The organism is Actinokineospora globicatena, assembly GCF_024171945.1.
Taxonomy (GTDB): Bacteria; Actinomycetota; Actinomycetes; order Mycobacteriales; family Pseudonocardiaceae; genus Actinokineospora; species Actinokineospora globicatena.
Map to the genome: position 1 here is coordinate 670,136 of NZ_JAMTCR010000005.1, position 14,847 is coordinate 684,982.

The 14,847-nt window shown below is 71.4% G+C and carries 12 protein-coding genes; 8 read left to right on the forward strand and 4 right to left on the reverse strand.

Going from position 1 to position 14,847, the window contains the following annotated elements:
* The first annotated feature begins 20 nt into the window (after positions 1-20).
* The gene (locus LV79_RS26800; RefSeq protein ID WP_253840991.1) at positions 21-701 is read left to right on the forward strand and encodes a response regulator; all 681 of its coding nucleotides are present in this window, start codon (positions 21-23) and stop codon (positions 699-701) included.
* Positions 702-726: 25 nt separating this feature from the next.
* Here the strand turns inward: LV79_RS26800 and LV79_RS26805 are convergent, their stop codons facing one another.
* Positions 727-1,470 (reverse strand): CAP domain-containing protein, encoded by a 744-nt coding sequence (locus tag LV79_RS26805; protein ID WP_253840992.1) that lies wholly within the window; start codon positions 1,468-1,470, stop codon positions 727-729.
* A 43-nt stretch (positions 1,471-1,513) separates the two neighbouring features.
* Complete coding sequence (locus tag LV79_RS26810; protein WP_253840993.1) at positions 1,514-2,026, reverse strand: hypothetical protein; 513 nt, start codon at positions 2,024-2,026, stop codon at positions 1,514-1,516.
* Positions 2,027-2,243: 217 nt separating this feature from the next.
* Between LV79_RS26810 and LV79_RS26815 the strand changes: the two genes are divergently transcribed.
* The 5 genes from LV79_RS26815 to smc all read left to right on the forward strand — a co-directional run bounded on the left by LV79_RS26815 (position 2,244) and on the right by smc (position 9,964).
* Entirely contained in the window at positions 2,244-3,749 is a 1,506-nt protein-coding gene (locus LV79_RS26815; protein ID WP_253840994.1) for an alkaline phosphatase family protein, read from the forward strand.
* Between the two features lie 626 nt (positions 3,750-4,375).
* Positions 4,376-4,660 (forward strand): acylphosphatase, encoded by a 285-nt coding sequence (locus LV79_RS26820; protein ID WP_253840995.1) that lies wholly within the window; start codon positions 4,376-4,378, stop codon positions 4,658-4,660.
* Positions 4,661-4,712: 52 nt separating this feature from the next.
* The gene (locus tag LV79_RS26825) at positions 4,713-5,228 is read left to right on the forward strand and encodes a sigma-70 family RNA polymerase sigma factor (protein ID WP_253840996.1); all 516 of its coding nucleotides are present in this window, start codon (positions 4,713-4,715) and stop codon (positions 5,226-5,228) included.
* Positions 5,225-5,947, forward strand: coding sequence for an anti-sigma factor family protein (locus tag LV79_RS26830; protein ID WP_253840997.1), 723 nt, complete (start codon positions 5,225-5,227; stop codon positions 5,945-5,947). The genes LV79_RS26825 and LV79_RS26830 overlap by 4 nt, the downstream gene beginning before the upstream one ends.
* Before the next feature lie 129 nt (positions 5,948-6,076).
* Positions 6,077-9,964, forward strand: a complete 3,888-nt coding sequence (gene smc / locus LV79_RS26835; RefSeq protein WP_253840998.1) for a chromosome segregation protein SMC — start codon at positions 6,077-6,079, stop codon at positions 9,962-9,964.
* Positions 9,965-10,026: 62 nt separating this feature from the next.
* On the opposite strand, the gene LV79_RS26840 is transcribed toward smc, so the two are convergent.
* The gene (locus LV79_RS26840; protein WP_253840999.1) at positions 10,027-10,527 is read right to left on the reverse strand and encodes a DUF5336 domain-containing protein; all 501 of its coding nucleotides are present in this window, start codon (positions 10,525-10,527) and stop codon (positions 10,027-10,029) included.
* 348 nt (positions 10,528-10,875) lie between these two features.
* On the opposite strand from LV79_RS26840, the gene LV79_RS26845 reads away from it, so the two are divergent.
* Positions 10,876-11,793 (forward strand): GNAT family N-acetyltransferase, encoded by a 918-nt coding sequence (locus LV79_RS26845; protein ID WP_253841000.1) that lies wholly within the window; start codon positions 10,876-10,878, stop codon positions 11,791-11,793.
* A gap of 51 nt (positions 11,794-11,844) precedes the next feature.
* The gene (locus tag LV79_RS26850) at positions 11,845-13,269 is read left to right on the forward strand and encodes an FAD-binding protein (RefSeq protein WP_253841001.1); all 1,425 of its coding nucleotides are present in this window, start codon (positions 11,845-11,847) and stop codon (positions 13,267-13,269) included.
* On the opposite strand, the gene LV79_RS26855 is transcribed toward LV79_RS26850, so the two are convergent.
* Positions 13,266-14,777, reverse strand: a complete 1,512-nt coding sequence (locus LV79_RS26855; protein WP_253841002.1) for a sodium:solute symporter — start codon at positions 14,775-14,777, stop codon at positions 13,266-13,268. The genes LV79_RS26850 and LV79_RS26855 overlap by 4 nt on opposite strands.
* Positions 14,778-14,847: the final 70 nt, after the last annotated feature.

Below are 14,847 nucleotides of genomic sequence, written 5' to 3' on the forward strand. Positions count from 1 at the left end.
CGCACTGATCTGGAGCCGCCGTGACCACCGTGCTCGTCGTCGACGACGAACCCCAGATCGTCCGCGCCCTGCGCATCAACCTGACCGCACGCGGATACGACGTCCGCACCGCCCACGATGGCGCCGCCGCTCTTAAGGCCGCAGCGGAAAGCAAGCCGGATGTGGTGGTGCTCGATCTAGGCCTGCCGGACATAGATGGCGCCGAAGTGATCGAAGGCCTCCGAGGCTGGACCACGGTGCCCATCATCGTGCTGTCCGCGCGCGGTGACTCCACCGACAAGGTCAAGGCTCTAGACGCGGGAGCGGACGATTACGTCACCAAGCCCTTCGGCATGGACGAACTCCTAGCGAGGCTTCGCGCCGCCGTGCGTAGAGGAACCGCGACGCCCGCGACCGAAGAGGCCGTGGTGGCAACGGCTTCCTTCACGGTGGATCTAGCCGCGAAGAAGGTCCACCGCGACAACGCGGAAGTACACCTGACCCCGACCGAGTGGGGGATCCTGGAACTGTTGGCGCGCAACCGAGGCCGGTTGGTCGCGCAGAAGCAGTTGCTGCAAGAGGTCTGGGGTCCCGCCTACTCCAACGAAACGCACTACCTGCGCGTGTACCTGGCCCAGTTGCGCCGCAAGCTGGAGCCGGAACCCTCACGCCCCCGCCACCTCATCACCGAGGCGGGCATGGGCTACCGCTTCGAACTCTGACTCAGCTCTACCGGTCGAGCTAGTCCTACCAACCGAACATCTGAGTCCAGTAATATCCGCTCTGCACGTACCCGAGCCCCATGGTCTTGAGCCCGCAGTTGAGGATGTTCGCGCGGTGCCCGGACGAGTTCATCCACGCGCTCATCACCGCCGCCGCTGTCCGCTGCCCCTTGGCGATGTTCTCCGCGCCCGGGCTCGAGTACCCGGCGGCCTTCGCCCGGTCCACGAACGTGCGGCCGTCGAGGCTGGTGTGCGAGAAGTAGTTCCGCGCCGACATGTCCGCGCTGTGCGCCTGCGCCGCCTGGGTGAGCCGCGAGTCCAGCACCACCGGCGCGCACCCGGCCTTCGAGCGCTCGTCGTTGGTGATCGCCAGGACCTGGCCCGCCACCGACGCGTCCACCGGCGGCGGCGCCTGGGTCGTGGTCGGCTTGGGCGGCGTGGTCGTGGGCTTCACCGTGGTGGTGGTCGTCGTCGTGACCGGCGGCGTCGAGGACGTCGTGGTGGTCGTCGTCGGGGTCGGGCTCACCGACGAGACCGTGGTCGGGGTCGTGGTGGTGGCACCGGCGGGCGGGTCCGCGGTCGCGCCCTCCACCAGGGCGACGTCACGATCGAGGGACGCCTGATCTGGGGAGGCGAGGGTGCCATCGCCGACGCTGGGTGCGGTCACCAGGGTCGTGACGCCCGCCGTGCCCGCCCCTAACGCGAGGGCCACGAGCACGGCGGGGACTAAGCGGGTACGGCGACCGCCGGAACGGTGTCCACGTGTCACGGTTTGGCAACGTACCACTAATGGGTGACACTGCCACCCTCGGTCACGACGTCGTTGTCGGCGTCGTCGGATCCGGCGTCGTGGTGGTCGTGGGGGCGACCGTGGTCGTGCTCGACGGTGGCGTGGGCGTACCCGGGTTTGTCGGCCGCGTCGTGGTCGTCGTCGTGGTGGTCGGCTTACCGGGACGCTTGGTGGTCGTTGTTGTGGTGGTCGTCGTCTCCGACTCGGTCGTCGTGGTGGTCGACTCCGTGGTCGTCGGGTCCGTCGTCGTGGTGACGTCCGTGGTGGTGGCCTCGGTCGTCGTGGTCGTGGTGGGGGACGTGGTCTGGCTGACCGTCACCTCGGCACCGGGCGGCTGGGCGTCCTCGGTGTCGCCCGCGGCGAAGGCGGCGACGGCGGCGAACACGGTCGCGCTCACCACGCCCGCGACGCCGAGGATGGCGTAGGGGGCCCGGCGCGGCGCCGGACCGTCGTCCAGGTGGTCGTCCACCAGGTCGTTCACGCGGTCGGGATCGGTCGCGGACTCGTCAGCGCGGTCATCGGCTGGCTCGGACATGCGGTCCTACCTCCCTGACCCGTCGGCAAGGCGGGCCACGGCGCGGCAAGCTATCACCCGCTCGGGTCGCCCCGTGCGGCCGCCCACGGATCGGCGCCGCCCGGGGCAGGTGTTCACCCACCGTTCGACCGGCGAACCGCCGCCGTCCGTTGCCGATGACTTGTCTGTACAGGAACCTACCGCCGTACTCGCCGGACCGAGTCCTTGGAGGAACCCCTTGCGGCGAACACGTCTGTCGGCCCTCACCACCGCCCTGGCCGTCGCCTCGGCCGCCCTGCTCGTCCCCGCGCTCGGCCCCGCCGTGGCCGGCGCGGCGGCCAAGACGCCGAAGGTGCTGGTCATCGGCATCGACGGCCTGCTCTTCGACAAGATCGCCCCCGCCGACGCCCCCGCGCTCGACGCCCTGATCGCGTCCGGCTCGGCGAGCAAGACCGCCCTCTACGCGCCGCCGTTCGCGCCCACCCTGTCCGGCCCCGGCTGGGCGACGCTGGCCACCGGAACTTGGCCAGACAAGCACCGCGTGCTCAGCAACAGCTGGGGCAGCACGACGAACCTGGCGACCTACCCGGACTTCCTGACCCGCGCCGAGCAGGCCAGGCCCGCGCTGTCCACCTTCGCCGCCGCCACCTGGGACCCGCTGGTCAACGACTCGGCGGGCAAGGCCATCTTCTCCAGCGCGGTCGACGCGCGGGCCAATGGCGCCAACGACACCGACACCACCAACCAGACCGTGGCCCGGCTGCGCGACGTCGGCCCGGACGCCAGCTTCGTGGTCCTCGACGACGTCGACGCCGCCGGTCACAACTGCGGTGCCGCGACCACCTGCTACCTCAACGCCATCGCCGCGACCGACCAGCGGGTCAAGCAGTTCGTCGACGCGGTCCGCGCCCGGCCCACCTACCCGAACGAGGACTGGACGTTCCTCGTCTCCGCCGACCACGGTCACACCGACGCGGGCGGCCACGGCGGCAACAGCGTGCCGGAGCGGTCGTCGTTCATCATCCGCAGCGGCCCCGGCACCACCCCCGGCACGCCCGCGATCGCCCCGCGCAACGTCGACGTGGCCCCCACCGTGCTGTCGCTGCTCGGCGTCGCGATCCCCGCCGCGCTCGACGGCCGCGTGCTCGGCACCGCCACCGGTGACCCGTTCGACGGCCTGGTCGGGTCGCTGCAGACCCGGGTCGACGAGACCGGCATCCCCACCTCGGTGCGCGGCTGGACCAAGACCGCCCCGTCCGGCTGGACGATCGACAACACCGCCATGGGCACCGGCGGCATCACCGAGTGGCGCGGCTGGTCCTTCGCCACCGACGAGTTCTGGACCAGGACCGAGGCGGACCAGGGCCGCGAGAACAACGTCCGCGCCCGAGGCGTGTTCGCCGTCGCCGACTCCGACGAGTGGTCGGACAAGTCGACCACGGGCACCTTCACCAGCGCCCTGACCTCGTCAGCGGTCCCGGTCGCGGGCAAGACCACCCTCAAGGTCGGCTTCAGCTCGCACTACCGCAAGGAAGGCGCCGAAACCGCCACAGTCACAGTCTCCTTCGACGGCGGCACCCCCCGCACCCTCTCCACCTACACCGGCGACACCACCGCCAAGATCGAGTCCCTCGCCACCCCGATCCCCGCGGGCGCCCAATCCGCCAAGATCACCTGGCGCCTCTCCAACGGCTCCAACAACTGGTACTGGGCCGTAGACGCCCCCACCTTCGCCACCTCGTAACCCCCACCCACCACCAGGTTTACGTCGCGCGCGGCACCCAGCCGCGCGCGCACTCAACCTTCGCCGCGCCTCTAGTGACCTGCGGCTACGCGCCTAACCGCTCTACCTCGCCACATCGCACTCGGCCCACCAGCCAGCAATTCCTCCGCAGCCCCAAACTCACCGCATCGCGCTTGGCCCTTCGGCGCCCCCGCCGCATCAACAAACCCTCTGCGGCCCGCGCCAATTACCCCGTACGGCTTCCCCGTGCCTCCAGCATCCGCAAGCGCCCACCCGCAGCCCGCATCACGCCTCTTACCCCGCAGCCGCCGAGGCCCGCGCCCGCCTCTTACCCCAAAACCACTCCGCGCCCCAGGCCCGCAGCCCGCATCACGCCTCTTACCCCAAAACCGACCCGTGCCCCCAAGCCCGCAGCCGCCCCGACCCCCGCCACGCCTCTTCGCGCCCGCGCGGTCCCACCCCTGCCCAGCCCCCACCCTCTCCGGGGGGCGTCCCTGGGCCAGTCTACCGGCACCCCCCGACAGTTGATCTTGAACAAGCCCCCGCAGAGATCCACATGTGGATAACTTCCGTCACCCATCCGGAGGAAGTTCCGGCTCTAAGATCCCCCGTGCGACCATGGGGCGGTGTCGGGAATCTCCGCGGTTCGGCTGACCGCGTTCGTGCGTGGCCAAGTCCAGGGTGTGGGTTTCCGCTGGTGGACGCGGTCGCAGGCGTTGCGGTTGGGCCTGGTCGGGTGGGCGCGCAATACCGATGATGGGCGGGTCGAGGTGGTGGCCGAGGGCGATAGGGAGCGGTGCGACCAGCTGCTGGCCGCCCTGCGGTCCGGCGAGACCCCGGGGAGCGTCTCCGCGGTCGTCGAGAGGTGGGATGACCCCAAGGGGAACCTGAAGGGGTTTGTCGAACGTTGAGTGACCGGGTCCACAGTGAACCAAACAGCTCCGGGAGGCGTAAGCCCTGAACGTGGGGAGCCCGGGGCAGGACGACGAGTTCGTCCGACAGCTCTACAGCCGATACCGGCGGCCGCTGCTCGGCTACGTGCTGCGCGCGGTCGGCGGAGACCACCAGCGCGCCGAGGACGTCGTGCAGGAGACTTTGTTGCGGGCATGGCGACACGCGGAATCGCTGGAGGCGGACAAGGCCGGGCCGTGGCTCTACACCGTGGCCAAGAACCTGGTGATCTCCGGTTACCGCAGGCAGAGCGCCCGGGTCGCCGAGGTGCCGATCGAGGACGCGGACTGGCCGCGTTCCGGTGACGAGTTCGAGCAGGTGCTGCAGGGCTGGCAGGTCGCCGAGGCGATGCGGGTGCTCTCCCGCGATCACCGCGCGGTGATCGCCGAGTTGTTCTACCGCCGCCGGACCGTCGCCGAGGCCGCGAAGGTGCTCGGGGTGCCGCCGGGCACAGTGAAGTCCCGGTCGTTCTACGCGCTGCGGGCCCTGCGCGACGCGCTGGAGGAGCGGGGGGTGACGGAGCTGTGACGTGTTCGCACACCTTCTCGCTCGGTGCCTACCTGCTCGGGGCACTCGACCCGATCGAGCGTTCCGCGTTCGAGTCGCACGCCGCGCGCTGCGACGACTGCCGCGCCGAGCTGGTCCGGCTCGCCCCGTTGCCCGGCCTGCTGCACCGCATCTCCGCCGCCGACTTCGAGGACACCCCCGAGGTGCCCGCCGACCTGCGCGGCGCCGAGGAGATCGCCTGGTACGAGGAGGACCCGGTCGCGGAGTTGCCGCCGGTCGCGGTGCTCCCCGACGTCGCCAGGGTCCCTGACATCGACGCGCCCCGGCGGGGCCGCAGGCTCGCGCTCATGGGTGCCGCCGCGGCCATGGTGGTCGCGCTCTCGGTGGGCGGGGTGCTGGTCTACGAGTCGCTGCGCGCCGAGGACAGACCCGGGCCGGTGATGGTCAGCTGGTCGGCGACCGACCCGGCCAGCGGGGTCCGCGCCGATGTCGACCTGACCGACCGCGCCTGGGGCACCGAGGTGAAGATCCGGCTGCACGACGTGCCCCCCGGCAAGCCGTGCAAGCTGCTGGTGCGCGGCCGGGACGGCTACCGCGAGGTCGCGGGCTGGTGGGCGACCAGCTACGGCCAGGGCGAGTCGATCCCGGGCAGCACCTCCATCGATCTGACCCGGATCTCGCGCATCCAGGTGCTCACCGACGACGACGTGGTGCTCGTCGACGTGCCCCCGCCGTCCTGACCAGGCGCGACCACCGGACCGGGCGAGGTGTGGGCCCCGCCTCCCCGGAACGGCGGCGGCGCACAGGTAGTCTCGGCCGGATAACGGCGGCTCGTTGTCCCCGGAGCCTCACCTGAAGGGTCTCGCCTCGTGCACCTCAAGAGCCTGACGCTGAAGGGGTTCAAGTCCTTCGCCTCGGCGACCACGCTCAAGTTCGAGCCGGGCATCACCTGCGTCGTAGGCCCCAACGGCTCCGGTAAGTCCAACGTGCTCGACGCGTTGCGCTGGGTGATGGGCGAGGGCAGTGCCAAGGGCCTGCGCGGCGGCAAGATGGAAGACGTCATCTTCGCGGGTACCGCCGGTCGCGCCCCCCTCGGTCGCGCCGAGGTGACGCTGACCATCGACAACTCCGACGGCGCGCTGCCGATCGACTACACCGAGGTGTCGATCACCCGCCGGATGTTCCGCGACGGCGCCAGCGAGTACGAGATCAACGGCCAGGGCTGCCGCCTGATGGACGTGCAGGAGCTGCTCTCCGACTCCGGCATCGGCCGCGAGATGCACGTCATCGTCGGGCAGGGCCAGCTCGCCGCGATCCTGGAGTCCAAGCCCGAGGAGCGCCGCGCGTTCATCGAGGAGGCCGCTGGCGTCCTCAAGCACCGCAAGCGCAAAGAGAAGGCCATCCGCAAGCTCGACGCGATGCAGGCCAACCTCACCCGGCTCAACGACCTGACCGCCGAGCTGCGCCGCCAGCTCAAGCCGCTGGGCAAGCAGGCCGAGATCGCCCGCAAGGCGCAGACCACCCAGTCCGAGCTGCGCGACGCCCGGCTGCGGCTGCACGCCGACGACCTGGTCACCCAGCGCGGCGACATCGCCCGCGACGAGGCCGACGAGGCCACCGCCCGGCGCAAGCGCGCCGAGGTCGAGCAGGCGCTGGAGATCGGGCAGGCCAGGCAGAGCGAGCTGGAGGACGCCCTCGCCGTCGACCAGCCCAAGCTCGCCGCCGCCCAGGAGACCTGGTACCGGCTCTCGGCGCTGGAGGAGCGGCTGCGCGGCACCGTCCGGTTGGCCGTCGAGCGCGCCAGGCACCTCTCGGCCGCCGTCGAGGCACCGCGCGGGGGGCGCGACCCCGACGAGCTGGAGGAGGAGGCCGAGCACACCGCGATGCGCGAGGCCGAGCTGTTCGAGGCCGTCGCCGAGGCCCGCTACACCCTGGCCGAGGCCACCGAGCGGCGCGCCGAACTGGAGCGGATGGTGCAGGCCGCGGAGAAGGCGCACCTGGCCGCGGTCCGCGCGATCGCCGACCGCCGCGAGGGCCTGGCCCGGCTCGGTGGGCAGGTCGAGGCGCTGCGCAGCAAGGCGAACGCGACCGACGAGGAGATCGAGCGGCTCTCCTTCACCCTCGGCGAGGCCCGCGAGCGCGCCGAGATCGCCGCCGAGGAACTGGCCATCGGCCAGGAGGAGTCCGGTGTCGAGGACACCGACGACGTCGCGCTCGGCGAGCGCCACACCCAGGCGACCGCGTCGCTGGAGGCCGCGCGGGCCAGGGTCGAGGAGCTGGTCCGGGCCGAACGCCAGGCCGAGAAGGACATCGCGTCCTGGCGGGCCCGGGTCGACGCGCTCTCGCTCGGCCTCTCCCGCAAGGACGGCGCGGGCGCGCTGCTGGCCGCCTCCGGTCGGCTGCCCGGGTTGCTCGGGTCGGTCGCCGCGCTGCTCACCGTCGAGTCCGGCGCCGAGGCCGCGTTGGCCGCCGCGCTCGGACCGGTCGCCGACGCGGTGGCCGTGGCGAACCCGGACGGCGCCCTGGAAGCGTTGCGCCTGCTGAGGAATGGCGACGAGGGCCGGGCCGGGATGCTGGTCGGTGGCCTGGCCGCGCCGCTCGATCGCGCCGGGTGGCCCGCGTTGCCGCCGGGCGCGCGGTGGGCGGTCGACCTGGTCCGCGCCCCGGACGCGCTGCTGCCCGCCGTGCACCGCGCGCTGGACCGGATGGCCGTGGTCGACGGGCTCGCCGAGGCGCAGTCCCTGGTGGCCGACCACCCCGACGTGCGCGCCGTGACCCGCGACGGTGACGTGCTCGGCGCGTTCTGGGCCGTCGGCGGCTCGGAGAAGGCCCGCAGCGTCATCGAGGTCCAGGCCGCCGTCGACGAGGCCAACGCCAAGCTCTCGGCCGCCGAACGCGCCGTCGAGCAGGCCTCGGCCGCGCTGGAGGGCGCCCGCGCCGAGCAGCAGGCCCGCCGCGCCGACGTCGACGCGGTCAAGGAGGCGCTCAACGACGGCAAGGTCCGCGCCGCCCGCTCCGCCGAGCGCCTCAACCGGCTGCGCGCCGCCGTGCGCTCCGCCGAGGCCGAGGTCGAGCGCGCCGAGCACCAGCGCGGCAAGGTCGAGCAGGCCCGCGCCGACGCGCTCACCAGGCTGGCCGAGCTGGAGGAGCGGCTCGCGGTCGTCGAGCAGGAGCACTCGGTCGACGACGAGCCCGACTCCAGCGAACGCGACGAGTACACCGCGTCCCTGGCCACCGCCCGGCAAGAGGAGATGGAGGGGCGGCTCACCCTGCGCACCTCCGAGGAGCGGCACCGCGCGCTGCAGGGCAAGGCCGACCAGTTGCGCCGCGCTGCCCGCGCCGAACGCGAGGCCCGCGAACGCGCCTCGCGCGCGATGGCCTCCCGCAAGCGCGGCGCCACCATCGCCACGGCCGTCGTCGAGGGCGGCGAGTTGGCGCTGGAGCGCATCGCGCGGTCGCTGGCCCGCGCCGCCGAGGACCGCGACGGCATCCAGGCCCAGCGCGCCGAACGCGAGCGGGTGCTCGCCGACGTCCGCGGCAAGGTCCGCGAGCTGGGCACCGAGCTGGAGAAGCTGACCGACGCCGTGCACCGCGACGAGGTGCTGCGCGCCGAGCAGCGGCTGCGGTTGGAGCAGCTGGAGGTCAAGATCGCCGAGACCTTCGGCATCGGCCTCGACGACCTCGTCACCGAGTACGGCCCGACCGTCCCCGTGCCGCCGAGCCCGGGGGAGGTGGCCGAGTACGAGGCGGCCAAGGAGCGCGGCGAGGACGTCAGCATGCCGCCGTCGACCCCGTACGACCGCGAGACCCAGGCCCGGCGGGCCAAGCGCGCCGAACGGGACCTCTCGCTGCTCGGCAAGGTCAACCCGCTGGCGCTGGAGGAGTTCGCGGCGCTGGAGGAGCGCTACAAGTTCCTCTCCACCCAGCTCGAGGACCTCAAGGACACCCGGCGCGACCTGCTCACGGTGATCAAGGAGGTCGACGACAAGATCCTGGAGGTCTTCGCCTCCGCCTACGAGGACGTCGCCCGCGAGTTCGTCACCGTGTTCAACGTGCTGTTCCCCGGCGGCGAGGGCCGGATGATCCTCACCGAGCCCGAGGACATGCTGGTCACCGGCGTCGACGTGGAGGCCCGCCCGCCCGGCAAGAAGGTCAAGCGCCTCTCGCTGCTCTCCGGCGGGGAGAAGTCGCTGGTCGCCGTCGCCATGCTGGTCGCCATCTTCCGCGCCCGGCCCTCGCCGTTCTACGTGATGGACGAGGTCGAGGCCGCGCTCGACGACACCAACATGCGGCGGCTGATCGGCCTGCTCGAGCAGCTGCGGGCCAGCTCCCAGCTGATCATCATCACCCACCAGAAGCCGACCATGGAGATCGCCGACGCGCTCTACGGGGTGAGCATGCGCGGCGACGGCATCACCCAGGTCATCTCCCAGCGGCTGCAGCACCCCGGCCGGGCCACCGCCGGTGCCGCCGTGGTCGCCGCGAAGGCCCTCGCCGCTGCCGCTGAGGCCGCCGCCGCCGAAGCTGCTGCGGCGCCGCAAGCCACCACTGCGACCGAGGACGCTGCCGTGCCCGAGGACACTGCCGTGGCGGGGGACGCTGCCGTACTAGAGGGCACCGTCGTGCCGGAGAACGCTGCCGTCCCGCCGGGTGACGATCTGCCCGGGGCGCCGGTCGCGGTCGCCATCCCGAACCAGGGCGCGACCGCCACCCAGGCCGAGCCGGGCGACACCGAGGACGCCACCGCCTCGTCTTAGCCGCTGCACGACAAAGCCCCGGCCGCTCAGTGCGGCCGGGGCTTGGTTGTCGTACGGGTTGCTCAGGCCGGGTAGCCCGGGGCCGGGGGCGCCTGCGGCGGGACGGCCTTGCGGGAGTTGGTGAACGCCAGCACGGCGGCCACGGCCGAGACGATGGCCGCGATCAGGCCGAGGTAGAGGCCGAAGCCCGCGCCGACGGAGACGCCGCTCGCGCCGAGGCCGTAGCTCGACGCGCTGGGCAGGGTCAGCCAGCGGATCAGCAGGATGACCACGGCGGCCGCGGCGAGGCCGAGCCAGATGGTGACCAGGTTCGGGACGGCGGTGCCGACGTGCGGGAGCACGAGGATGACCGCGGCGGCCACCAGCAGCAGGATGGGCAGCCAGCCACCGATGCCCAGGCTCCACGCGCTCGCGGACTGGTCGAAGCCGGAGAAGCCGAGGCCGCTCGAGCCCTCGAAGGACACCGAGTACCACGAGAAGAAGCTGAAGATGAACGCCAGCGCGCCAGCGCCGATACCCGCCCACTCGATCGGGGTGACGCGCTTGGGGTCGAAGTTAGCCATCGGCTGGGGCCTTCCTGGGGGAGATCTCTGGGGGTCGCACGCACGCACCCGCGCGCACGTGCGGGTCGCGGTGAGGATCGCACAAAGTATGGTCTGATCCGATCGTTTCGCCAATAACGGGACCGTCTCGGGTGGACGAACGTGGCTTTATGGCCCGCGAACGGTGCCCCAGCGGTCCTGGACTATGGGAACCGGTCACTGCCAGCGGTTATCTGGTCGCTGTGCGCAGCCGCACCGTCCACTTGGTTCGCTCGATCGCGAACCACCGACCGCGCGCACCGCTCCCGGCCACCGAGCGCCCGGTAATCCGGTCGCGCCGGGGTGTGTCCGCCGTTCACGATTTCCGGCATGTATGCGCTCCGTTCCGCGACCGAGGCGGACCTGGCCGCCGCGGTCGACCTGGTGACCCGGCTGCAGGCCGACCCCGGCCACCACATCGGCTACCACGGGACCACCGCCGAGGAGGTGGCCGACGAGCTGACCCGGATGACCCCGGACTGGGCGGGCGGCGCCGTGGTGGGCGTGGACGCGGCCGGTGTCGTGCGCGCGCTGCTCACCGTCGAGGTGGACCCCGAGTTGGGCCGGGCCTGGCTGTGGGGGCCTTACGTCGACGTGCCCGCCGACCACCCGGCCGTCCGCCAGGTCTGGCACAACACCGCCGACGACCTGCTCGACCTCGCGACCGGCTTGCCGCGCGCGGCGGGGACCAGCGATCTCGAGCTCTATGGCCACCGCGGCAACCGCAGGCTGGGCGACTTCGCCGCGCGCCACGGGTTCGCCGCCGGGTCCGCGAGCCGGGTGTTCACGCTGACCGGCGCCGCGCTGCGGTCGGTGCTCGTCGGTGCCGCCGAGCAGTCGGTCGGACCGGGCAAATTGGACGGTGACCCCACCATCCGCGCGCAGGTCATAGACCTCCACGAGCGGTGTTTCCCCAACCGCACCGCTAGTGGCGCGCAACTGGTCGACGGGACTCGCGGCCACACGGTGGTAGTGCTGACGGGTGCCGACGGCGTAATCGGCTACGCGGCAGGGTATCTGGAGCAGGAGGAGTTCTACATCGACTACGTCGCGGTCGATCCCAACATGCGCGACGCGGGCGCCGGCCGGGCACTGGTGCGGGCGTTGGTGCGCACGCTGGCCACGGAGCAGGGTGTGCGGAGTCGGGCGGCCGCGGTCATCGCGCTGGGCAACGACGCCTCGGAGCGGATGTTCACCGCGCTCGGGTTCACCCTCCACCTGGAACTGGTCGCCTACCGGCGGCGGTGATCGGCGGTTATCGTGGCGCCGCCCGTGATCAACTCTGGCGAGGAGTGCCGCATGCCCAACCGCCGTCAGGTCCTGACCCTAGGTGCCGCGATCGTCGCCTTCGACGCGCTCGGCGTGGGGTGGGTGACCCAGGCCCAGGCCGACACCGGTGCGAAGGGCTTACCCGTGCCGCGCCTGGACGGTGAGCTCGTCACCGATGTCGCCGCGCTCGCCGAGGCCGCCGACGACTACGGCCAGATCGCGCACCGCCGCCCGCGCGCGGTGCTGCGGCCGGGGTCGGTGTCCGACGTGGTGAAGGTCGTGCGGTTCGCCGCCGAGCACGGGATCCCGGTGGCGGCGCGCGGCCAGGGGCACTCGACGTTCGGGCAGGCGCAGGCGCCCGGCGGGGTCGTCATCGACTCCCGGACCCTGGCGACGGTGCACCGGGTGTCGGCGCGGGGCGTCGTGGTCGACGCTGGTGCCACCTGGGGCGAGGTGACCAAGGCAGCGCTAGCGGGCGGGTTGACCCCGCCGGTGGCGACCGACTACCTGGGACTGTCGGTGGGCGGCACGCTGTCGGTCGGCGGGATCGGTGGCGCTACCTCGCGGCACGGGCTGGTGGTCGACACCGTGCGGGAACTGGAGGTCGTGACCGGCGACGGCAGGCTGGTTCGGTGTTCGCCGACGGTCGAACGCGAGCTGTTCGACGCCGTGCTCGGTGGGCTGGGGCAGTACGGGGTGATCGTCCGCGCGACCCTGGACCTGGTGCCCGCTTCCACCACCGCCCGGATCTACCACCTCACCTACCCGGATCTCCGCTCTATGACTGCCGCACAGCGGATCGCGCTCGCGGACGGCCGGTTCGACTACCTGGAGGGACAGGTGGTGTGGTCCGGGACCGGGTGGAGCTACCTGTTGGAGGGCGGCGTCTACCACTCCGCGAGCGCACCTGATGACAGGGCTGTCGTGCGCGGTCTGCCTGCTGCCGCCAAGACGGAGATCACGGCCATGCCGTACTTCGACTGGCTCAACCGGGTCTACGCGGTTGTCGAGCAGTTGCGGCCGTTGAAGTTCCCCAACCCGTGGCTCAACCTCTTCCTGCCTGACCGCGCGACCGACTCTTACATCGAGAAGCTGCTCGCGACTCTTACCCCTGCCGACACCGGTGGTGGTCCGATCCTGCTGTACCCGTTCACCCGCAGGCGTCTCACGCGTCCCATGGTGTCGGTGCCGGACAGCCCTGTCGTGTTCATCTTGTCCATCCTGCGGATGGTGGCCCCACCCGACGAGGCCGTGGTCCGGAAGCTGTTGGTGGACAACCGGTCGGCCTACGACAAGGCGGTGGCCGTGGGTGGCACCCAGTACCCGATCGGTTCCATCCCGAGCAGGCCGGGGGACTGGCAGCGCCACTACGGCTCCGCTTACGGCCGTGTCCACCGGTTGAAGAACCGGTTCGACCCGCGCGGCATCCTCGCGCCGGAGCAGGGGATCTTCTAGGTAGTGCTGGGCGTGCGGTGGCGCAGGGAGAGCAATCCGCCCACTACGAGCGTCACCGCCACCCCCAGCGGCGTGTACCAGGGGAACGCGAGTGCCACGGAGTCCCCGCGCGCCTTGGCGAAGTCGATGCCGAGGAAGTGGCCGGTGGCCTTGCTGAACTTCATCCCGAGGATCACGAACGCCATCACGGCGACCGTCACCAAGAACGCGACGATCGCGTCCACCTGCCGGGCCTGCTTCGCCACTAGCCCCAAGACGAACGCACCGAGCAACGCGCCGTAGGTGTAACCGGTGATCGCTAGCGCTGTCTCGACGATCGGGTTCTTGGTCGTGGTGAACATCGACGCGAACACGATAAGCGAGCCCGCCCAGACGATCGTCCACAGTCGACCCGCTCGCAGGGCCTCGGCGTCGGTCAGCTCCCTGCGGATCACCCGCTGGTAGATGTCGGTGACCGTCGACGAGGCCAGCGCGCCCAACGACGAACTCAGCGCGGCCGCGAGGATGCCCGCGATGACGAACCCGGACAGGCCGCTGGGCAGTTCGGTCACGATGAACGACGCGAACAGCTCGTCGGCCGCCGTCAGCCCCAGCTCCGCCACCGGGTCCAGGCCGCGGTAGAACGACCACAACATGGTGCCGATCAGCAGGAACATCGCGAACTGCAGGAACACCACCACACCGCTGGCGATCAGCGCCTTCTGGCTGGCCCGCACGTCGTTGCACGCCATCAGCCGCTGCACCACGAGCTGGTCGGCGCCGTGCGAGGCCATCGACAGCACCGCGCCACCGAGGATGGCCGTCACCGCCGAGTACTGGTTGCCCAGCGGCGCGGAGGTGAAGTCGAAAAGCTGCGTCTTGCCCGCGTCGACCGCCGCGCCCAGCCAGCCGTCCGGCAGCCGGGTGGATAGCACCCAGATGACCGCGAGCCCGCCGAGGACGTACCAGAGCATCTGGATCGCGTCGACCCACACGACCGCGCGGACCCCACCGAAGAACGTGTACGCCACCATCGCCACACCGAGCACCGCGACGATCTGCCAGTAGGCCGCATCGACGCCATAGGCCGATAGCACTACCTTCACCGGGATCGCGGTCGCGAACAGCCGCACCCCGTCGGCCAGCAACCGGGTCACCAGGAACGTCACCGACGCCGTTGCCTGCAACCCACCGCCGAACCGTTCACCGAGGTAGTTGTAAGCGGTCGTCATGTTCCCCGCGACGTACCGGGGCAAGAGGACGAAGGCGACGACGGTGCGGCCGATGACGTAACCGATCGCCAGTTGCAGGTAGGTGAAGGCTCCCAGGTAAGCCACTGTCGGCACGCTCAGCACGGTCAGCGTCGAGGTCTCGGCCGACACCACCGACAGGCAGGCCACCCACCACGAGATCTTCCCGTCCCCGACGAAGTAGTCCTTCGCGGAGCGCTGCTTACCGCCGATCAGCACGCCCAGCAACGGCATGCCGACCAGGAACACCACGATGATCGCGAGATCGAGCACGCGCACGGCAAAGGGCTCCCGCCGGTCGAGGGTGGGTGGGTGCGGTCGGATTGAACGGGGTGGGTGGGTGGGTGCG